General features: G+C 58.1%; 19 protein-coding genes and 1 pseudogene. 7 read left to right on the top strand and 13 right to left on the bottom strand.

Features of this window, described 5'->3' with window-relative positions; genetic code table 11:
• Positions 1-125: 125 nt before the first annotated feature.
• Complete coding sequence (locus AC6I7J_RS22010; RefSeq protein ID WP_058781030.1) at positions 126-860, top strand: SDR family oxidoreductase; 735 nt, start codon at positions 126-128, stop codon at positions 858-860.
• A gap of 79 nt (positions 861-939) precedes the next feature.
• On the opposite strand, the gene corA is transcribed toward AC6I7J_RS22010, so the two are convergent.
• From corA to AC6I7J_RS22030, 4 genes are all read right to left on the bottom strand, one after another.
• Positions 940-1,908: a magnesium/cobalt transporter CorA gene (corA, locus tag AC6I7J_RS22015; protein ID WP_021508858.1), complete on the bottom strand. Its 969-nt coding sequence runs from the start codon at positions 1,906-1,908 to the stop codon at positions 940-942.
• Between the two features lie 31 nt (positions 1,909-1,939).
• On the bottom strand, positions 1,940-2,422 hold the full coding sequence (locus tag AC6I7J_RS22020; RefSeq protein ID WP_498007349.1) for a GNAT family N-acetyltransferase: 483 nt from the start codon (positions 2,420-2,422) through the stop codon (positions 1,940-1,942).
• A gap of 73 nt (positions 2,423-2,495) precedes the next feature.
• Positions 2,496-2,816: an AzlD domain-containing protein gene (locus AC6I7J_RS22025; protein WP_021508856.1), complete on the bottom strand. Its 321-nt coding sequence runs from the start codon at positions 2,814-2,816 to the stop codon at positions 2,496-2,498.
• Positions 2,806-3,480 (bottom strand): AzlC family ABC transporter permease, encoded by a 675-nt coding sequence (locus tag AC6I7J_RS22030; RefSeq protein WP_021508855.1) that lies wholly within the window; start codon positions 3,478-3,480, stop codon positions 2,806-2,808. The genes AC6I7J_RS22025 and AC6I7J_RS22030 overlap by 11 nt, the downstream gene beginning before the upstream one ends.
• A gap of 102 nt (positions 3,481-3,582) precedes the next feature.
• Between AC6I7J_RS22030 and AC6I7J_RS22035 the strand changes: the two genes are divergently transcribed.
• Positions 3,583-4,131: a helix-turn-helix domain-containing protein gene (locus AC6I7J_RS22035; RefSeq protein ID WP_021508854.1), complete on the top strand. Its 549-nt coding sequence runs from the start codon at positions 3,583-3,585 to the stop codon at positions 4,129-4,131.
• Between the two features lie 108 nt (positions 4,132-4,239).
• Positions 4,240-4,761: a GNAT family N-acetyltransferase gene (locus tag AC6I7J_RS22040; RefSeq protein WP_058776198.1), complete on the top strand. Its 522-nt coding sequence runs from the start codon at positions 4,240-4,242 to the stop codon at positions 4,759-4,761.
• Here AC6I7J_RS22040 and AC6I7J_RS22045 read toward each other — a convergent pair.
• Genes AC6I7J_RS22045 through AC6I7J_RS22060 form a run of 4 tightly spaced genes read right to left on the bottom strand, consistent with a single transcriptional unit; the run spans position 4,758 to position 9,397 of the window.
• Positions 4,758-6,158 carry an ABC transporter ATP-binding protein gene (locus tag AC6I7J_RS22045; RefSeq protein ID WP_346818389.1) on the bottom strand — a complete coding sequence of 467 codons (1,401 nt, stop codon included), beginning with the start codon at positions 6,156-6,158 and terminating at the stop codon, positions 4,758-4,760. The genes AC6I7J_RS22040 and AC6I7J_RS22045 overlap by 4 nt on opposite strands.
• Complete coding sequence (locus AC6I7J_RS22050) at positions 6,158-6,934, bottom strand: ABC transporter permease (RefSeq protein WP_081317665.1); 777 nt, start codon at positions 6,932-6,934, stop codon at positions 6,158-6,160. The genes AC6I7J_RS22045 and AC6I7J_RS22050 overlap by 1 nt, the downstream gene beginning before the upstream one ends.
• A gap of 2 nt (positions 6,935-6,936) precedes the next feature.
• A complete protein-coding gene (locus AC6I7J_RS22055) occupies positions 6,937-7,872 on the bottom strand; it encodes an ABC transporter permease (RefSeq protein WP_498007350.1) in 936 nt (311 codons plus the stop codon).
• A complete protein-coding gene (locus tag AC6I7J_RS22060; protein ID WP_159377593.1) occupies positions 7,865-9,397 on the bottom strand; it encodes an ABC transporter substrate-binding protein in 1,533 nt (510 codons plus the stop codon). The genes AC6I7J_RS22055 and AC6I7J_RS22060 overlap by 8 nt, the downstream gene beginning before the upstream one ends.
• A gap of 200 nt (positions 9,398-9,597) precedes the next feature.
• Here AC6I7J_RS22060 and AC6I7J_RS22065 point away from each other — a divergent pair, with 200 nt between their 5' ends.
• The gene (locus AC6I7J_RS22065) at positions 9,598-9,783 is read left to right on the top strand and encodes a tautomerase family protein (protein ID WP_021508848.1); all 186 of its coding nucleotides are present in this window, start codon (positions 9,598-9,600) and stop codon (positions 9,781-9,783) included.
• 12 nt (positions 9,784-9,795) lie between these two features.
• On the opposite strand, the gene AC6I7J_RS22070 is transcribed toward AC6I7J_RS22065, so the two are convergent.
• The 4 genes from AC6I7J_RS22070 to AC6I7J_RS22085 form a co-directional block, all read right to left on the bottom strand.
• A complete protein-coding gene (locus AC6I7J_RS22070) occupies positions 9,796-10,554 on the bottom strand; it encodes an ABC transporter ATP-binding protein (RefSeq protein WP_498007351.1) in 759 nt (252 codons plus the stop codon).
• A complete protein-coding gene (locus AC6I7J_RS22075; protein ID WP_498007352.1) occupies positions 10,551-11,582 on the bottom strand; it encodes a FecCD family ABC transporter permease in 1,032 nt (343 codons plus the stop codon). Before AC6I7J_RS22075 ends, AC6I7J_RS22070 begins: the two co-directional genes overlap by 4 nt.
• On the bottom strand, positions 11,579-12,598 hold the full coding sequence (locus tag AC6I7J_RS22080) for an ABC transporter substrate-binding protein (protein ID WP_455934010.1): 1,020 nt from the start codon (positions 12,596-12,598) through the stop codon (positions 11,579-11,581). The genes AC6I7J_RS22075 and AC6I7J_RS22080 overlap by 4 nt, the downstream gene beginning before the upstream one ends.
• Before the next feature lie 239 nt (positions 12,599-12,837).
• Complete coding sequence (locus AC6I7J_RS22085) at positions 12,838-13,647, bottom strand: SDR family NAD(P)-dependent oxidoreductase (RefSeq protein ID WP_159377590.1); 810 nt, start codon at positions 13,645-13,647, stop codon at positions 12,838-12,840.
• A gap of 45 nt (positions 13,648-13,692) precedes the next feature.
• Between AC6I7J_RS22085 and AC6I7J_RS22090 the strand changes: the two are divergent.
• Positions 13,693-14,083: pseudogene (locus AC6I7J_RS22090) on the top strand (winged helix-turn-helix transcriptional regulator).
• 82 nt (positions 14,084-14,165) lie between these two features.
• Here the strand turns inward: AC6I7J_RS22090 and AC6I7J_RS22095 are convergent.
• A complete protein-coding gene (locus tag AC6I7J_RS22095; RefSeq protein WP_132463356.1) occupies positions 14,166-14,573 on the bottom strand; it encodes a winged helix-turn-helix transcriptional regulator in 408 nt (135 codons plus the stop codon).
• Positions 14,574-14,657: 84 nt separating this feature from the next.
• On the opposite strand from AC6I7J_RS22095, the gene AC6I7J_RS22100 reads away from it, so the two are divergent.
• Together AC6I7J_RS22100 and AC6I7J_RS22105 are read left to right on the top strand one after the other, a co-directional pair.
• Positions 14,658-15,566 (top strand): aromatic alcohol reductase, encoded by a 909-nt coding sequence (locus AC6I7J_RS22100; protein ID WP_498007353.1) that lies wholly within the window; start codon positions 14,658-14,660, stop codon positions 15,564-15,566.
• A 419-nt stretch (positions 15,567-15,985) separates the two neighbouring features.
• Positions 15,986-17,758, top strand: coding sequence for a methyl-accepting chemotaxis protein (locus tag AC6I7J_RS22105; protein WP_498007354.1), 1,773 nt, complete (start codon positions 15,986-15,988; stop codon positions 17,756-17,758).
• The last annotated feature ends 33 nt before the right edge of the window (positions 17,759-17,791 follow it).

Genomic DNA, 17,791 nt, shown 5'->3' on the forward strand with positions numbered 1-17,791 from the left:
GCCAGGTTTCTTCCCTGCTCACAACCGTGACGAGATAATCAGGCAATGATACGCCACAATCCGGTCTGTTCGCTTTAGCCGGCGTTTTCCACAATAGCCTCGTCAACCAACACGAGGAAACCATCATGGCTCATTCCAATGCGAAAGTGATTATTCTGACCGGCGCCAGCAGCGGCATCGGCGAAGCGATAGCGCGTCTGCTGGCCAGTCAGGGGCATAAACTGGTGCTGGGCGCGCGCCGTACCGATCGGCTGGCAATACTGTGTGATGAACTGCGTGCCAGCGGCGCGCAACTGGATTATCTGGCCACCGACGTGACGCAGCGTGCCGATACGCAGCAGCTGGCCGATTTTGCCCGCGATAAATATGGTCGGGTTGATGTGATGATCAACAATGCCGGCGTTATGCCGCTGTCGCCGCTCAGTTCGCTGAAGGTGGATGAATGGGATCGTATGCTCGATGTCAACGTGCGTGGCGTACTGTACGGCATCGCTGCCGTGCTGCCGCTCATGGAATCGCAGCAAAGCGGCCATATCATCAATATCGCCTCGATTGGTGCGCTGGCGGTATCGCCGACGGCAGCGGTGTACTGCGCCACAAAATTCGCGGTTCGCGCCATCTCGGATGGCCTGCGTCAGGAATCGCGCCAGCTGCGTGTGACGGTCATTAATCCCGGCGTGGTGGAATCGGAACTGGCGGACACCATCACTGACGAGACCGCACGCGTGGCCATGCAGAGCTATCGTCAGATTGCGTTAAAACCCGAAGCCATTGCGCAGGCGGTGAGCTGGGCCATTAATCAGCCTGGCGAAGTTGATGTCAATGAGATCACGGTGCGCCCTACTGCCAGCGCACATTAAGGCGAATTGGGCCTGGCGATTTCAGGCTGAAATCGCCCTGGCCTGCGCGTCTGGTGACAGCGCGCGCAGGCCATCACGCTTACAGCCAGCCCGCTTTTTTCAGCCGCCACCACATAACGAAACAGATCACCAGCGTGACCGCCAGCGCCGCCGGATAGCCAAAGTGGCTGTGCAGCTCTGGCATGTCTGAGAAGTTCATACCGTACATACTGAAGATGATAGTCGGCACAATCAGTATTGCCCCCCAACCGGCCAGCTTTTTATTCACCTCACTCTGCTGTACCGAGACCAGCGCCAGATTCACCTGCATGGCGCTGGCCAGCGTTTCGCGCATGTCTTCGGCATCAATCATGACGTGGTGCGCGTGATCCTGCACGTCGCGCAGATAGGCGCGCAGATTTTTCGGGATGATATCTTCATGGAAGCGCACCAGCTGCGGGCAGATCTCTGTCACCGGCATCGCCGCATTGCGCAACGACAGCAGCTGACGCCGCAAGTGGTAGACATTCTCCAGCGTGACGCTGTCAAAGCGGGTGGTGAACATGCCGTCTTCCAGGTCAGCAATACGTTCACTCAGCGATTCGGTGATTTTGCTGTAGTTGTCGACGATAAAATCGAGGATGCAGTAGAGCGCATAGCCGGGTCCCTGGCACAGCATGGCATGATTTTTCTCGGCTTTAGCGCGGATCGCTTTATAGCCCTCAACCGAACCGTGACGCACGGTAATCAGAAAATTTTTGCCGAGGAAAAAGTGGGTTTCGCCAAAGCTGATGCGCTGGCGATCTTCCATGTGTGCGGTTTTCACCACGATAAATACCGATTCGCCGTACTGCTCAATCTTGGGCCGCTGATGCGCCACCAGCGCATCCTCAATCGCCAGCTCATGCAGGCTAAACTCTTCCTGCAGCGTTTGCATGAACGCCGGATCGGGTTGATACAGGCCAAGCCAGACGAACGATTTTTCCTCTTTCAGCACTTCGCTGATTTGATCGACTTCGACATGCTCTTCGCGTTTGCCGTGGCGGTACACCACGCAGTTAATCACCATTTTCGCGTTGTCCTTGTTGTACTCACTATCCCTAATCATAGCTGCAAAGCCTGAGCTGCATTTCGATACACGCTAAATCCGCACCGGCCAGCGTAGAGGGATAAAGCGCCTCGCGCAGCGTGCTGAAACCGTGACGTAAATAAAAACCACTGGCATTCGGTGTCGCAGCCAGCGTCAGGTGGCTGAACGCGCGACGGCGTGCTTCAGCAATAATGGCGTGCATAATCGCACTGGCATAGCCTTTACCGTGGCAGGCTGGCAAAGTAAAAATCGCTTCAACGCTGCCGCTTTGCAGATCGAGAAAGCCGGTCGCAGCCACACCGTGCTTTGCATCATCAATCACATAAAAAGGATTATTTTTTACGGCATCGTAGTAAGCATGCGGTAATTCGTCCGGCGTCCATGCGGCAATGATCTCAGCGGAGTAAACCTCACGACAGCCATGCCGAATGGCCAGATTACGGATTCGCCATAGCGCCGGTGTTTCATCAATGTGGGCTAGTCGCGGCGTCATCTTTACTCCTGTTGAGCTAACTGCGGACTTGCCACAGTAGCAAAAAAACGTGATGAAAAGATAACGCCGCCGCTTACGGCACGCCAAAATAGCGCAGCAGCGCCGTCATCACCGCCGCACCGATGATTACCAGTATCAATGGCGCGCGACGCCAGGCGAGAAACACCGCGAACAACACGCCGGTCAGTCGTGCAACGCCGGCGAAATCGGTGCCCTCAAACAGCGCGGTGGTGACAGCGACAGCCAGCAGCAAGACCGTTGCCGCGTCGGACAGCATGTTGCGCACACGTTCCGACATGTGCATCCGGCTGCCCAGCCGGTAACCGGCAAAGCGAATCGCATACGTCCCTGCAGCCAGCAGCGCGATGCCGGCAATCACTAAACTATTTTGCATCTTTGCGCTCCCGCCAGCTCAGCAAACCGAGTAAAGAAAACAGCACTGGCATACCGGCTGGCACAAAAGGCGTTGCCAGCACGGACAACAGTGCACCGAGGGTGGCCGGAATGCGCGTGCGACGCTGGCGCAGCGCTGGGAAAATCAGCGCGATCAGGATGGCCGGAAACACCGCGTCCAGGCCAATCGCCGACACATCAGGAATAAAGCGTCCAATCACCGCACCGGCAATCACCGTAAGCGGCCAGATGGCAAAAATACCCAGTCCGCAAATCCAGTAAGCCGCCCGACGCTGCGCCAGCTTCGGCTGTGAAATACCGAACACCACGCTCTCGTCATTCATGATATGGCAGCCCAGCAGGCTGCGTCCGCCCTGCCCGACCAGGTCTTTCACCGCAATGCCAAACGGCAGATGACGTGCGTTGACCAGTAAACCGGCAGCGGCAGCTGTTAGCGGACTGCCGCCGCCCGCCACGATGCCGATAAATAAAAACTCGGACGCCCCCGCCAGCACCAGCGTCGAGAGCGCAATCGGCACCCAGAGCGGAAAACCGTCGGCAGCGGCAAGAGAACCATAGGAAAGGCCAACGATGCCGTCGGCCAGACAAACAAGGAAGATCGCTTTCAATACGCCGCGATCAAGCGGTACGGCACCCAGACGCATCACAATTTGATCTCATAACGAACAAGAAAGCCGTTATAATGAACGCGCCGTACGTGTTTTACAAGATGAACAAATCGTTCGATATAAAGAACAGGAGTAATTGTGACCCCGCCCATTGCTATCATTGCCGCCGGACTGGTGCGCGAACGCCAGCGTGCCGGACTTTCGCTGACGGAAGTGGCGCGCCGCGCTGGCATCGCCAAGTCAACGCTGTCGCAGCTGGAGGCAGGCAACGGTAACCCCAGCATTGAGACGTTATGGTCACTGTGTGTGGCGCTGAATATTCCGTTTGCACGGCTGATGGAGCCGGAAGTGAAAAAGATGCAGGTGATTCGGCGTGGCGAAGGCATGGTGGTGTCAGCAGAGTTAGCAGACTTTCAGGCCGCGCTACTGGCCAGCTGTCCGCCGGGCGGCCGCCGCGATCTGTATTTGATTACCAGCCAGCCCGGCGCACCGCGCGCGTCAAAACCGCATCCACCGGGTTCCGTCGAACACATCATCCTGGCACGCGGTCGCGCGCGGGTTGGCCTGATGGAATCGCCGGTCGAACTGTTCCCGGGCGATTATATTTGTTATCCCGCCGATGAACCGCACATCTTTGAGGCGCTCGAAGCCGACACCATGGCAGTACAGTTGTCAGAGCAGAATTAAAGAAATTTCGCTGCGCCTGAATATCACAATTTCCTATGACTAATGCGGATGATTGCGCTGCAGCGCGGTGGCATGCTGTCAGCATCATTGGCAGAATAGCAGGAACATATGGACATTATTCCCGCGCAGCCGCATCACGCGGCGGCGATACAGAAGATTTACGCCTGGCACGTGCTGCACGGCACCGCAACCTTCGAAACGGAACCGCCGGCGGAGAGTGAAATGCTGCGGCGCATTAATGACGTGCATGAGCGCGGCGGTTACTGGCTGGTGGCTGAGGAGCAGGATCAGGTGCTGGGTTACTGCTATCTGGCGCCGTATCGTCCGCGTTACGCCTACCGCTTCACGCTGGAAGACTCTATCTATCTCGACCCGCAGCAAACCGGACGCGGTATCGGTAAAGCGCTGCTGCAAAAAGCGGTGGCGCTGGCCGAAGCCGCTGGCTTTCGCCAGATTATCGCGATTATCGGTGACAGCGCCAACCAGGGCTCGCTGGGAGTACACCGGGCGCTCGGTTTTGAGCACACCGGCGTGATGAAATCGGTGGGTTACAAACATGGCCGCTGGCTGGACACCGTGGTAATGCAACGGAGTCTCGGGCCCGGTGACAGCCAGCCGCCCGATCGCTAAGCCGCTTCCATGGCGATCACCCGATGCGTGCCTTTCTCCAGCAGATCGCGATCATGACTCACCAGCAGCACCGCGCACTGCTGCTCACGCGCCAGTTCCGCGATCAACTGCCATGTTTGCTGCTGCACCAGCGGATCGAGGCGTGACGTCGGCTCATCGGCAAACAGAAATACCGGCCGCAGCAGCATCACCCGCAGCAGCGCGAAGCGCTGCAGTTCGCCGCCGGAGAGCGCCTCTGGTCGCCGCGTCAGCAACGCGGGATGCAAGGCCAGCCGCGCCATGAGCGCATCGCGCTGTGCCGGCGGGAGAGCGTGACGCCGCAGCACATCGTTGATGCTTTGCCCCAGCGTGCGCTGCGGCGGAAACAGCGCGGAAGGATCCTGATAGATTTTCTGATATTTCAGCGCATCCGCATCAGCGTGGTGCGTTACGCGGCCCTGCTGCGGCGCGAGCAACCCTAACAGCACGTCGCCGAAGCTGCTTTTGCCGCTGCCGCTGGCACCGTGCAGGCCAACGATTTCACCGGCGTGCAGCGTGAAATCGCGTGGCACACCCAGCCTTTTGCCCCCGCGCGCCAGCACAATGTCCTGGGCGCTGATCACCGGCCTGGCACCGATCACCGTTTGTTGTCGGGCGGGCCAGACGGCCGGATCGGCAGCCAGCAGCGCGCGCGTGTAAGGCTGCTGCGGTGACTGCAACACCTGCTGCGCCGGGCCCTGTTCAATCACGCTGCCTTTATGTATTACCAGCACGTCGCCGCCCAGCTGGCGTGCCAGGGCGATGTCGTGGGTGATGGTCAACAGCATGCCGCCATCGGCCACTTCGCGCTGTAACAGCTGGCTGACTTCATCGCGGCGCGCCACATCCAGCCCTTTGGTCGGCTCATCGGCAATCAGAATCTGCGCGCCACCGGCACGGGCTGCCGCAAACGCGGCGCGCTGTGCCATGCCGCCGGAAAGCTGCCACGGATAACGCCGTGCCGCCGCGGCCAGGCCAAGCTGCTGCAGATCCTGCTGCGCCGCTGCAGCGCTGGCGGCGGGCGGCAAACCGCGCACGAAGCGATGCCCTTCCGCCACCTGTTGCTGAATCGCCATGGTCGGATCGAGCGACAACCACGGCTCCTGCGGCAGCGAAGCCAGCGTATTGCCCCACAACCGACGCAGCTGCGCCGTATCCTGCGGCAGCTGAAAGCGTCTGCCGTTGATCATCAACTCACCGCTGGCCTGCAGCGATGGCGGCAATATCCCCATGATCGCCTGCGCCAGCAGACTTTTCCCCGATCCGGTTTCGCCGAGCAGCGTCAGCGGCCGACCAGGTTGTAGCCGCACATCCACCGGCTCAACCAGTGTTTCAGTCGCTGTGGCAACGCTCAGCCCGGTGATCTGTAATCCCTTCATCATCGCTCCTTTTTCATCAGCAGATTGAGGCTGATCAACAGTAAAAACAGTGCGGCTACCGGCTGCATCAGTAGCCACGGCGCTTCCCACGCAAACGGCAGCAGTTCGGTCATCATCAGGCCCAGCTCCGGCGTGGGCGGACGCACGCCAACGCTGATAAAACCGAGCGCCGACACCGCCATGATGGCGCTGCTGAAAGAGAACAAGGTCAGCGTCAGCAGTACCGGTGCCAGCGCAGGCCACAGATGATGACGAAAACGATACCAGGCAGAGAACCCGAGCAGTTTGCTGGCCTGCATACCGGGCGCCTGCACAATTGGCCGCAGCGTGGCACGCGTGACGCGGAAAAATTCCACCCACAGCACCAGCGAAATGCCCAGCCACAGCATCTGCGGCGCGTCTGGCGCAATGGCGGCCAGCAGCAATACCAGCAGCAATCCCGGCAGCGCGAGGCACATATCGCCGACGATGCTCAGCAATCGCTCAGGCCAGCCACCGTACAGCGCACTGAGCACACCGGTGAACACGCCCGCTATCAGCGCACTGATCACGCACAGGGCTGCCAGCCCGAGTGACAGACGCAGCGCGGCGCTGAGGCGCGTTAACATATCGCGACCGAGATGGTCGAAACCAAGCAAATGGCTGCGGTTCGGCGTCTGTAACATCTGCAGCAAATCCTGCTGTAGCGGATCGCCGTGCTGAATCAGCGGCAGCACAAACGCGTAAGCCAGCAGCGCCACCAGCAGTACCAGACCCACCCAGCGTGAAAACGTCATCTTCATGTGCGCGCCCCCCGGGGATCGAGCAGATGACAACCGGCATCCACCAGCATGTTCAGCAGGACAAACAGCAGGCCGAGCGTCATGGCGCTGGCCTGAATTACCGGCACGTCACGCGCAAAAATGGCGTGCACCAGAGCGTGACCGATTCCCGGCCACGCAAACAGGGTTTCCACCACCACCACGCCTTCCACCAGCCAGACAAACTGCATGCCAAACCACGTCAGCACCGGCGCGCTCAGATTACGCAGGCCGTGACGCAGCAGCAGGCGCGCGGGTGCCAGTCCTTTTTGCGCTCCCCAGCGATAGTAGCCGGACGACACCACCTGCCAGGTGGCTTCGCGCACCACGCGCACGCCGACGGCCGTCAGCGACAGGGCCAGCGTCAGTGCCGGCAACAGGAAATGGCGCAGCTCGCCGTGACCGGCGCTCGGCAGCCAGTCGAGTTGCAGCGCGAACAGCAGGATCAGCAACATGCCGAGTGCAAAATGCGGCACCGATTTCAGCAAGGCGGTCAGCCAGAACAGCGCACGGTCAAGCCGGCCGTTGGCGTGGCAACCGGCCCAGATGCCGAGCGGCAGCGTCAGTAGTAACGCCAGCAGCAGCGAGACGCCCGCCAGCGCCAGCGTCTGGCCCAGCTGCCAGCGCAGCTCATCCATCACCGGCTCACCGGAAACCAGCGAGCGGCCAAAGTTAAACTGCAGCAGATCGAAGAGCCAGTGCATCAACGCACTGCCGCCGTTAAGCGCGCCGTTCAGCTCCTGCTGTACCCGCGCCACCGCGTCGGCATCGACGCGATCGTAACCATAGCGCCCCGAGGCGATACGCCACGCCATGTCGCCCGGCAGCGCCTGCACCAGCAGCCAGGTCAGTAATCCTACCGCCAGCACCACGAACAGCGCCTGCGCCATGCGCCAGCTGAGTTGTTTAATCATGGCTCCCCCAGTGCATCTGGCGCAGGCCGAAGTGGCGTTCAAACGGATCGAGTTTGACGCCCTGCAGCTGGCTGTTAACCGCCGCCGACTGCTGATACCAGGCCAGCGGAATCACCGGCAGTTCCTGTTGCAGCGCGCGGGTGATGACGCTGCGCGCCCCGGCGCGGGCTGCGCCATCGGTGGATTGCGTCAGCGTGTGGAGCGCCGCGTCGAAGCCTGCCGCATGCCAGTTCATCGCCCCCCAGTCACCGCCGTGGGTGCCATAATCCTGCAGCAGCGTTCCGGTCGGATCGGGCGTCAGGGCAAAATTACGCGCAAACAGCGCCAGCTGCAGACGGTTGTTGTGGTGCTGCGCCGGGATCTCGCTGGCGTTGGTCGCGTTGATTCGCACGTCTATGCCGACCTGACGCAGCTGCTGCTGAATCACCATCGCCATCAGCGGCAGCTCAGGGCGATCGGGATAGGTCAGCAGCGTCAGGCTGAAGCGCTGGCCGTTGCGTGTCAGTACGCCATCCGCGCCGCGTTGCCAGCCGGCCGACTGTAATAACTGAGCAGCCTGCTGCGGCTGATAGTGCAGCGGCGTGAGTGCCGGGTTGTGCCACTCTGCCATGTTAGGGGGAAACAGCTGGCTGGCTGCGCCCGGATAACGCAGCACCGCCTGCGCCAGCGCGTTGCGATCGATCGCCATGCTGATCGCCTCACGCACCGGCAGTTCCGCCAGCAGCGGATCGGCCAGATTAAGCTTCAGCATCAACGTGCGCGGCACCGGAATCGCCGGGATGTGCAGCGACGCTTTGCGTGCCAGCCGCTGCCGGCTGGCGGCATCAAGGTTAAACACGTAATCTGCATCACCGCTTTCTGCCAGCAGCGCACGGGTTTCCGCGCGGCCGGTCGCCAGATAGCTGGCGGCGGCAATCGCCGGTTTCTCGCCCCAGTAATCCGCGAAGCGCGCCACCGTCAGCGACTGCGGCGGCTGGAAGGAAGTGAGCGTAAACGGCCCGCTGCCAATAATGCGCGTGATGTTGCCCTGCGCATCCCAGCTGGCCAGTGCGAGGATTTGCGAGCGGCTTTCCGCCAGGACCGACAGCAGCGGCGTGAAGGGTTCACGCAGCGTGATGGTGACAAGCTGCCCTGCCCCGCTGATGTCGGCGATTGGCGTTTTGTCCAGTAAGCCCGCTTTGCCGCGTGCGGTGTTGAGTGATTTCACCACGGCAACCGCATCCAGCAGCGAGCCATCGTGAAAATGCACGCCGTCGCGCAGCTGGAACTGCCAGCGCAGCCCATCGTCAGAGACCTGCCAGCGCTGCGCCAGCGCCGCCACCGGCTCACCGCGTTCGTTCACTTCTACCAGCGTTTCAACCACATCCATGCGCAACAGAATGTCGCCGGAGAGCGCCGGATCGCTGCCTTTAATTTCAAACGGTGCGGCAATCCGCACCGGTTTTTCGGGGGTGCTCGCCGCCACAACGGCGCAGGAAGCCAGGCCGAGCGCCGCAGCGATCAGCAAATTTTGCATTGATTTCATTAAATTTTCCGAATAAACCGTTACACTATCATCGAATCAATTACGTTATAACATAACAATTCACACTTTAACACACGGTGATTGCAGGGAATTCGTCAGGCGCTTGTTGCCTTTTAACCGTCGCGACAGGTTAACGCTGCGCGCGGCAGCGTGGCTGAGGTATGCTTGAGAAGAACTCTAACCCGTGAGGAAACGCCGTTATGCCAGAGATTGTCGTTTATGCTGCGGAAGGCCGTAGCGTTGAGCAGAAGAAAAAGTTACTCAAAGCCATCACCCAGGCGGTGGTGGATTCGTTTGAGATCGATGCTGATGTGGTCACCGTGTCGATTATCGAAACGCCGAAGCATCATAAATCCAAGGGCGGCGTGCCGTTCGACGAACGTTAAGATCAGCCCGGTTCAGGCGTACTGAATATTCATGGTGCCGCGCTCGCTGCGGTTGACGATGGCCTCGACCTGCCACGTCCGCTGAATCAGGGCAGGCGTCAGCACGGCGGCGGGCTCACCGCTCGCCACCACTTGCCCTTGCTGCAGCACCACCAGATGCTGGCAAAATTTTGCCGCCAGATTCAGGTCGTGCAGGGCCACAATCACCGTGACCGGCAGTGCGGCAATCAGCCGCATTAGCTCAAGCTGAAACTGAATATCCAGATGGTTAATCGGCTCATCCAGCAACAGAATATCCGGCTGCTGCGCAAGCGCACGCGCGATCTGGCAGCGCTGGCGTTCGCCACCGGACAGGCGCTGCCACGACCGCCCGGCCAGCGCATCCAGTTTCATCAGCGACAGCGCGTGCTGCACCGCCGTTTCATCTGCCATCCGCCATGGGCTGAACGCGTTGCGATGCGGCGCCCGTCCCAGACGCACGATGTCGCTGACGCACATCTCAGCTTCCATTTCGGCATGCTGCGGCACGAAGGCCAGCGTACGGGCACGCTGCCGCCGGCTGAGTTGGTTCAGCCGCGTGCCGCCCATCTCCAGCCCGTCATAAGCACAGGGCTGAACGCCCGCCAGCGCACGGATGAGCGTCGATTTGCCCGAGCCATTGGGGCCGAGCAACCCGACCGTTTGTCCCCGCTGCGCCGCAAAACTGATGTCAGATAACACGCTGCGCGCCTGTAGCGTCACGCTCAGTTTATCCACCGCGACATACTTCATGATTTCTCCCGGTTGCGATACAGAATCAGGGCGAACACCGGGGCGCCGACTAACGCTGTCACCACGCCTATCGGCAGCACCTGATGGGTGATTAACGTGCGCGATACCAGGTCGGCAATCACCATGAAATGGCAGCCGCCCAGGAATGCGAGGGGAATCGTCACCAGATGACGCTGCCCGGCAATCATGCGGGTGATATGCGGGATCACCAGCCCGACAAAACCGACCGCACCAATCGCGCTGACGATCACCGCCGTCACTAACGCAGTGGTCAGCAGTAATACGATGCGCACCGCTGAAACCTGCGTGCCCAGCGTCGCGGAAACTTCCGCGCCAAACGAGAAGGTATCCAGCGCGCGCGCATGGTAGAGCACAGTCAGCAGACCGGCGAGGGTTACGGCAAAACACAGTAATGCATCTGCCCAGCGCACGCCGCTCAGGCTGCCGAGCAGCCAGAACATCACGCCGCGCGACTGCTCAGCATTGGCCGCCGTGCTGACAATGTAAGCGGTCAGCGCATTAAATAATTGCGTCCCGGCAATACCGGCCAGAATGATGCGCGCGGTGTTTTCCCGCATGCCGCCGGAGAGCAGAACAATCAGCATAAATGCAAGACAGGCACCGCCAAACGCGCCGGCACCGGTGGTGATGGCGCCGCCGCCGATGCCAAGCAGCATCACGCACACCGCGCCGGTTGATGCACCGGCGGAAATCCCCAGCAGATAAGGGTCGGCCAGCGAATTGCGCAGCAACGACTGCAACACCAGCCCACACAGTGCCAGCCCGCCGCCGCTGCTCGCCGCCATCAGCGCGCGACTCATGCGGTATTGCCAGACGATGCCGGCTTCCAACGCCGGCAGGTCGTAATGCGTAATGCCAAGACCATTGGTGATGGCCTGCGCGGTCAGGGTAAAGCTGATCGCGACATCGCCGGTCGCCGCGGCCAGCGTCATCATCACCGGCAGGCTGAGCGCGCCCGCAGCAATCAGCAGGCCGGTGCGCCAGTAACAGACAGCGTGAGCGCTCATCGGGCAGGTGCGAAAGCAGCGATCTGCTGACCGATCAGCTCCACGGCCTCTACGTTGCGCAACGAGGGATTCAGTGACATGGCCGGTACCACCACGATGTGGCCGTTTTTCACCGCTGGCATTTCACGCGTCACCGGATCGCTTTGCAGAAAGTGTTTTTTAACCGCGACGTCATCGGCGGGATAGAGCCGCCGCGCCATGCTGGCAATAACGATGATGTCCGGCTGCGCGGAGACAATGTGCTCCCACGTGACCGCCGGCCACTCTTCGTCTGAATCGATAATGTTAGTCAGACCGAGCGTCTGGCTGATCCAGCCCGGCGCCCCTTTATTGCCGGCGACCCAGGGATCGCCTTTCAGGCGCGGGCTGGAAAACCAGTAAACCACCTTCAGAGGCGCTGACGGCGATTTGTGCAGCTGTTGCTGAACCTGTGCTATACGAGCGGCCAGTTGCTGTTTGAGCGCTTCGCCACGCGCCGGCACATCAAAAATGCGCGCCAGCGCGCTGATTTCCGCAAAGATCACCTCGATCCCATACGGTGTTGTGCGTGCACCGTCGCTATTGGACGTGGTGGTGACGGCTTTGCCGATGCAGTCGGCAGGCGAAATCCAGGTTCGGATGCCGAGCTGTTCAAACTGTTCACGCGTGGCGACTTCACCCTGCGGCCCGACGTGCCAGCTGTACTGCGCCAGCACCAGCTCCGGGCGCTGCGCCACCACCGCTTCAAAGCCTGGGGCGTTATCGGCCAGCCGTTTAAGCTGGCTGCCCTGCCCTTGCAAATCGGCGGGCAGCGCGCCAAACCACACCGAGGTTGCGGCAATTTTATCTGCCAGACCGAGCGCCAGCAGCAGTTCCGTTTCATGCTGGCCAACGGTGACGACGCGCGCAGGCGGATGAGCGAAGGTCTCTTTGACACCGCAGTTATCAACGGTGAGCGGATAGTTACTGGCATTAGCATTGAATACAGGAAGCGACAGCAGCGCCGCAATAAGCAGGGAGAGCGAGTTTTTCATCATGGTACTTTCATTGTTACGTTATAACATAACAATATGCATGACCAGGCGTGGACTGTCAATAAACAGGATTGGGCATACCGACCGGAACTGCGCGCATCATGAAGAGGATGACGTTAGGGTATAAGCAGGGCTGCAACAGCAGCCCGCCCAGTTCTGATAATTAAATCGGCTGTGATGATGTCATCGAATGAAGTACTAGCTGAAACAGAGATTTTATTCAGGATGTTGTGCGGCTGGCTTTAAAGTCCGGGCCACATACCGCCATCAAGCCTTAAATTTGAACCCGTTATGTAACCCGACAACGGGCTGGCCAGAAAGGTGATGGCGTCCGCTATTTCTTTGAGCGTCCCAACGCGCGCCATGGGCACATTGGCATACAGGGGCAATACGGCCTGTTCAATATCTTCCCAGGGCGCGTCAGCTGAAAACCCTGCATCTTTGGCCGTTTGACGAAATGCTTTTTCGAGGCTTGCACTATGAATAGTACCCGGTGAGAGAGTATTTACGGTTACACCATCGTGTGCGACCGCTTTTGCCAGCGATGAGGTCATGGCAATAATCCCTGCTTTAGCAGCAGCATAATCCGGACGCCTGGCGGGAGGCATCAACGCTGCCAGGCTCGAAATATTAATGATTCTGCCCCATTTTTGTTCACGCATCCCAGGAAGAAAAAGATTAATGACACGTAAGGCTGAAAGGACATTTTTATCATACCCAGCCGCCCAGGTTTCTGGCAAAGAAGACGTCCAGTCCTCTGTGGGGCCGGAGCCACCCGCATTATTAACAACAATATCAATGGATTGTACAAGCGAACACACTTGCTGATAAAGCAGTTGAATATCTGCCTCACGGGTTAAATCTCCCGTTACTGCGTACGCTTGTCCACCTTGCTTTATGATATCGCTGGCGATATTTTCAGCTTTAGCCGGATCCCGGCCATGTATAATAACGCGGGTGCCTTCAGCGGCAAGCCCTCTGGCTACCGCTTCTCCAATACCTTTGGTGCTACCCGTTATCAGAGCACTTTTGCCGTCGAGTTTCAGATCCATTACTGTTCTCCAGAATACGTGAAAAATCTATTGGAAAATAAACTGATGAATGAATCAATTACGCACCTGAAAGTGCCTGTAGGCGATGATGAGAAAACACGTTGTCTCGGACCAGAAGGTTCTGGTCGCTTATGTCACGCAATGTTTAACTATTATTTCCGGCAGATGGACACTGCAGATTTTATTCAGATTATTTGCGGAGCCTGTGATGCGTCACTCGCAATTCATGAAGAGTATGCCGGAGATATCGCATAAAGTACTGACTCAACATTTGCGCAAGCTTGAACGTGATGGGCTGATAACCCGCACTGATTTTGGTGAACAGCCCCCGCGTGTTGAATACGCACTCACGCATGCAGGCCATAATCTGATGCCCGTGCTGCTCTCAATGCGTGAATTCTCACGAGACAACCTGCCAAAACCGGGACAGGATTAATAGTGCAAAAAAATTGCACTATTGGCAGCAGGGAAATAATCACGCATCCTCAGCAAGGTCGTCATCGCGCAATTTAATGCCATTACTGATGAGGAGTATCAAACGTAATTCTGCTTTGCTTAAAATAGTCGGCCGACGAAATAATCCACGCCCAGAGCGGCATCATTTTCATCATCATTTCTTCGCCCGCGTCCGTGGCCGTATAAACGACACGCGGTACTTTTTCCTGATAATCACAACGGGAAATAAGACCGTCACGCTCAAGCGTACGCAGTGTGCGCGTCAGCATTCGTTGCGTGACACCATGTAGTAAACGACCAATTTCTGCATGGCGCAACGGTCCATGGGTGGCCAGAATATGCAATATACCCAGCGACCAGCGATTGCCGGCGTGTGAAAGAATTTCACGCTTTAATGTTTCATCATCGTGACTCAACGCCTCACAAAATTGTCTGGAAAACTGCAGCAGGGCTTCGCGATTGGGTTCCATCTCTCCTCCGGTATCACGGGTGTACCTGATTGAATCAGGGTTTGTCCGCTGTCAGGATGACGGATATAACCTAAGGAGACAAGCATGCTACCCGTTGATCAACATGTCGAAAATATTCTTATCCTCGGCGCAGGAGAATTAGGCATGGCGGTGTTAAACGCCATGGCTAAAAAAGTGCAGCAACATCCTCTGATTAAAATAAGTGTATTACTCAGAAGCGAGGCTGCGCATGCCACGTCCGGCCCACTTAAAACCCGGCTGGATGCGCTGCAAAAGCTAAATATCACTGTGGCGGAAGGCGACCTGCAGAAAAATAGCCTGAGCGAACTCTCAGCATTATTTCGCACTTATGATGCCATCATTAATTGCAGTGGTTTTGTCGGCGGGCCGGGAACGCAGCTCAGAATTACTCAGGCCGTGCTGAAGGCGGGTGTCGCCCGCTATTTTCCCTGGCAGTTTGGCGTGGATTATGACGTTATCGGCAAAGAGAGTGGGCAACCGGTATGGGATGAGCAGCTTGAAGTGCGCCACCTGCTGCGCGCCCAAAGCAACACTGACTGGGTAATTGTTTCGACCGGTATTTTTACCAGCTATCTGTTTGAACCCGATTTTGGCGTGATCGATGCCGGGAATAAAACGGTTTATGCCCTCGGTGACTGGAACTATGCCCTGACACTCACCACGCCAGACGACATCGGGCAGCTGACAGCCGATATCTTCTTTCATCAGCCCGCTTTTCAGAACGACATTGTTTATATCGCTGGCGATACGCTGACTTACGCAGAGCTGGCTGACCTGATGCAATCTCACTGGCAAAGCGCGGTCAGGCGAGTATTACTTAGCCGGGAAAGGCTACGGGAAGATGCAGAGCGTCATCCCCATGACACTGGCGCGGCCTACCGGCTGGCCTTTGCCCGTCCGGACGGTGTGGCATGGCCTAAACAGGAAACGTTTAATTACCGCGAACACATTGCCACCACCAGCGCCGCTTAGTGGCTGACGAACCAGCCAGCGGAGTCCTGAGAATTTCAGGCGTAGCGGAATGTCCTCAGGCGCAACGCCTGGCCTGAGGGCTATCGGGCCCTTCGCCTGAAATCCCGGCGCTTTGACAAACCGGCAGGTTGCGTCAATACTTTCCCCCGCACCGCTATCCGCCAAAATCAGTACCAGTCTAAAACAGAAAACCCGAGCTCCACGCCTGCCCTACCGTTGCAGCCCTTCCCCAAGCATAGCTCATCTAATAAATTTAGGTGATTATATGTTTTTTAATTATTTTAATTGAAATTAATCATCTCCCTGCCGATAACGCCATTGCCATCAGGCAAAAGCGTGGACAACAACAACCAGGGAGATTCACCTTAATGAAAAAAATACGTGTTTTTTTGGAAGATATCAGAGTCAGCAGAAAACTCATGCTCGGGTTTGGTGTGCTGCTTACCCTCAGCATTGCTGTAGCTTCCTGTGGCATCAAAAACCTGCACGACATCGCGGAACGTGCGGAAAAACTCAGCCAGTTGAAAGGCATCAACGATCAGTTTGCGCAGGCTAAAGATGCCCGCCTGCAATACGTAAAAACCCACGATGAAAAATTCATTGCCGACAACGAATCGCGACTGCAGGCGATTGAGGGCAGTATCAACCAGCTGAAAACCTGGCGATGGGATAGCGCGCAGACCGCGCTGATTGCCTCTCTGCCGGCTGCGATGAACCTTTATCGTCAGCATCGTGCAGAAACGGTGAACGAAGTGCATAAGCGCCAGAGCATTCTGCAGGCGCTGCGCTTCAGTGACGAAACCACGGCGGTTGCCGCGCTGGCCAGAAACTACGTCAGCACACAGCAGGATACGGAAACCGCGCTCAATGAAATCGCTAAATATCTGAATGGTATCAGTATTCGTGTAAAGCTGATGGCACTGGACAACAGTGAAGAAAACCGTCTGGCTTTGTCAGGCTTTATAGCTGAAACGATTCAACTCATTGACCAGGCTCGACCACGCCTGAGCGCTGATGACAGCAACGCGCTGGATAAAATTGCCGTAACGCTGGCGGCCAGACGCGACAGCGTGCAGGACTACAACGCCTCCGCGGAAGAAGAAGTGGAAGCGACCCGCCAGCTTGCCATCGCGGGCCTGCATCTGACTAATACCAGTAATCAATTATTTACCCAGCAGCTGGCCGCCACGCACCAGGATATCGCCCGGGCAATCCTGTGGATGTCGCTGATCCTGGCGGCGGCTGTGGTAATCAGCATTCTGATTGCGGTGTTTATCACCCGGCAGATTACCCGTCCTTTAGCGGTAACACTGAACGTCGCGCGGCAGATTGCGCAGGGAGATTTGAGCGTACAGCTGCAAACTTCGCGTAAGGACGAACTGGGCGAGCTGATGCAGGCGGTCGGTGAGATGAGCAACGATCTGCGCGGCATCATTGGTAACATTCGCAGCGGCGTGATGCAGGTCAGCCACGCTTCCGCAGAAATTGCCGCAGGCAATAACGATCTTTCCGCCCGCACCGAGGAGCAGGCGGCCGCGCTGGAGCAGACGGCAGCCAGCATGGAGCAGTTAACCGCTACCGTGAAGCAGAACGTGGAAAACATTCATCACTCCAGCGAACTGGCGCGTGCCACTTCAGAGAAGGCCAATCAGGGCGGCTCGCTGGTCAAAGGCGTGGTTGAAACCATGGACCAGATCAGCGCCAGCTCCGGCAAAATCGCCGAAATCACCACCGTCATCAACAGCATTGCTTTCCAGACCAATATCCTGGCGTTAAACGCAGCAGTAGAAGCAGCGCGCGCCGGTGAGCAGGGACGCGGCTTTGCCGTGGTCGCCAGTGAGGTGCGCAGTCTGGCGCAGCGCAGCGCTCAGGCGGCCAAAGAGATCGAAACCCTGATTGGCGAATCGGTGGCGCGTATCAGCAGTGGTTCACAGCTGGTAGGTCAGGCCGGTAAAACCATGGATGAAATTGTACATTCCGTTGGCAACGTAACCAGCATCCTCGCCGAAATCGCGCAGGCATCCGATGAGCAGAATCGCGGCATTTCGCAGGTCGGCGTCGCTATCGTTCAGATGGACAGCGTGACGCAGCAGAACGCCGCGCTGGTGCAGGAATCATCGGCCGCCGCCAGCGCACTGCGCGATCAGGCGTCGACACTGGAAGGCTCAGTCGCGCGTTTCGTGGTGCAGTAAGCGGATTTTCACTGACAGAGAGAGCGGGCGGGA

It is taken from the genome of Type-C symbiont of Plautia stali (assembly GCF_059730935.1).

Bases quoted from the DNA above. Each gene is read 5' to 3' on its own strand.
- AC6I7J_RS22105 (WP_498007354.1), top strand. From the start codon at position 15,986: ATGCTCGGGTTTGGTGTGCTGCTTACCCTCAGCATTGCTGTAGCTTCC.
- AC6I7J_RS22100 (WP_498007353.1), top strand. From the start codon at position 14,658: ATGCTACCCGTTGATCAACATGTCGAAAATATTCTTATCCTCGGCGCA.
- corA (WP_021508858.1), bottom strand. From the start codon at position 1,908: ATGGTGATTAACTGCGTGGTGTACCGCCACGGCAAACGCGAAGAGCAT.
- AC6I7J_RS22055 (WP_498007350.1), bottom strand. From the start codon at position 7,872: ATGATTAAACAACTCAGCTGGCGCATGGCGCAGGCGCTGTTCGTGGTG.
- AC6I7J_RS22030 (WP_021508855.1), bottom strand. From the start codon at position 3,480: ATGCGTCTGGGTGCCGTACCGCTTGATCGCGGCGTATTGAAAGCGATC.
- AC6I7J_RS22085 (WP_159377590.1), bottom strand. From the start codon at position 13,647: ATGGATCTGAAACTCGACGGCAAAAGTGCTCTGATAACGGGTAGCACC.
- AC6I7J_RS22050 (WP_081317665.1), bottom strand. From the start codon at position 6,934: ATGACGTTTTCACGCTGGGTGGGTCTGGTACTGCTGGTGGCGCTGCTG.
- AC6I7J_RS22025 (WP_021508856.1), bottom strand. From the start codon at position 2,816: ATGCAAAATAGTTTAGTGATTGCCGGCATCGCGCTGCTGGCTGCAGGG.
- AC6I7J_RS22065 (WP_021508848.1), top strand. From the start codon at position 9,598: ATGCCAGAGATTGTCGTTTATGCTGCGGAAGGCCGTAGCGTTGAGCAG.
- AC6I7J_RS22020 (WP_498007349.1), bottom strand. From the start codon at position 2,422: ATGACGCCGCGACTAGCCCACATTGATGAAACACCGGCGCTATGGCGA.
- AC6I7J_RS22040 (WP_058776198.1), top strand. From the start codon at position 4,240: ATGGACATTATTCCCGCGCAGCCGCATCACGCGGCGGCGATACAGAAG.
- AC6I7J_RS22060 (WP_159377593.1), bottom strand. From the start codon at position 9,397: ATGAAATCAATGCAAAATTTGCTGATCGCTGCGGCGCTCGGCCTGGCT.
- AC6I7J_RS22080 (WP_455934010.1), bottom strand. From the start codon at position 12,598: ATGATGAAAAACTCGCTCTCCCTGCTTATTGCGGCGCTGCTGTCGCTT.
- AC6I7J_RS22075 (WP_498007352.1), bottom strand. From the start codon at position 11,582: ATGAGCGCTCACGCTGTCTGTTACTGGCGCACCGGCCTGCTGATTGCT.
- AC6I7J_RS22070 (WP_498007351.1), bottom strand. From the start codon at position 10,554: ATGAAGTATGTCGCGGTGGATAAACTGAGCGTGACGCTACAGGCGCGC.
- AC6I7J_RS22045 (WP_346818389.1), bottom strand. From the start codon at position 6,158: ATGAAGGGATTACAGATCACCGGGCTGAGCGTTGCCACAGCGACTGAA.
- AC6I7J_RS22010 (WP_058781030.1), top strand. From the start codon at position 126: ATGGCTCATTCCAATGCGAAAGTGATTATTCTGACCGGCGCCAGCAGC.
- AC6I7J_RS22095 (WP_132463356.1), bottom strand. From the start codon at position 14,573: ATGGAACCCAATCGCGAAGCCCTGCTGCAGTTTTCCAGACAATTTTGT.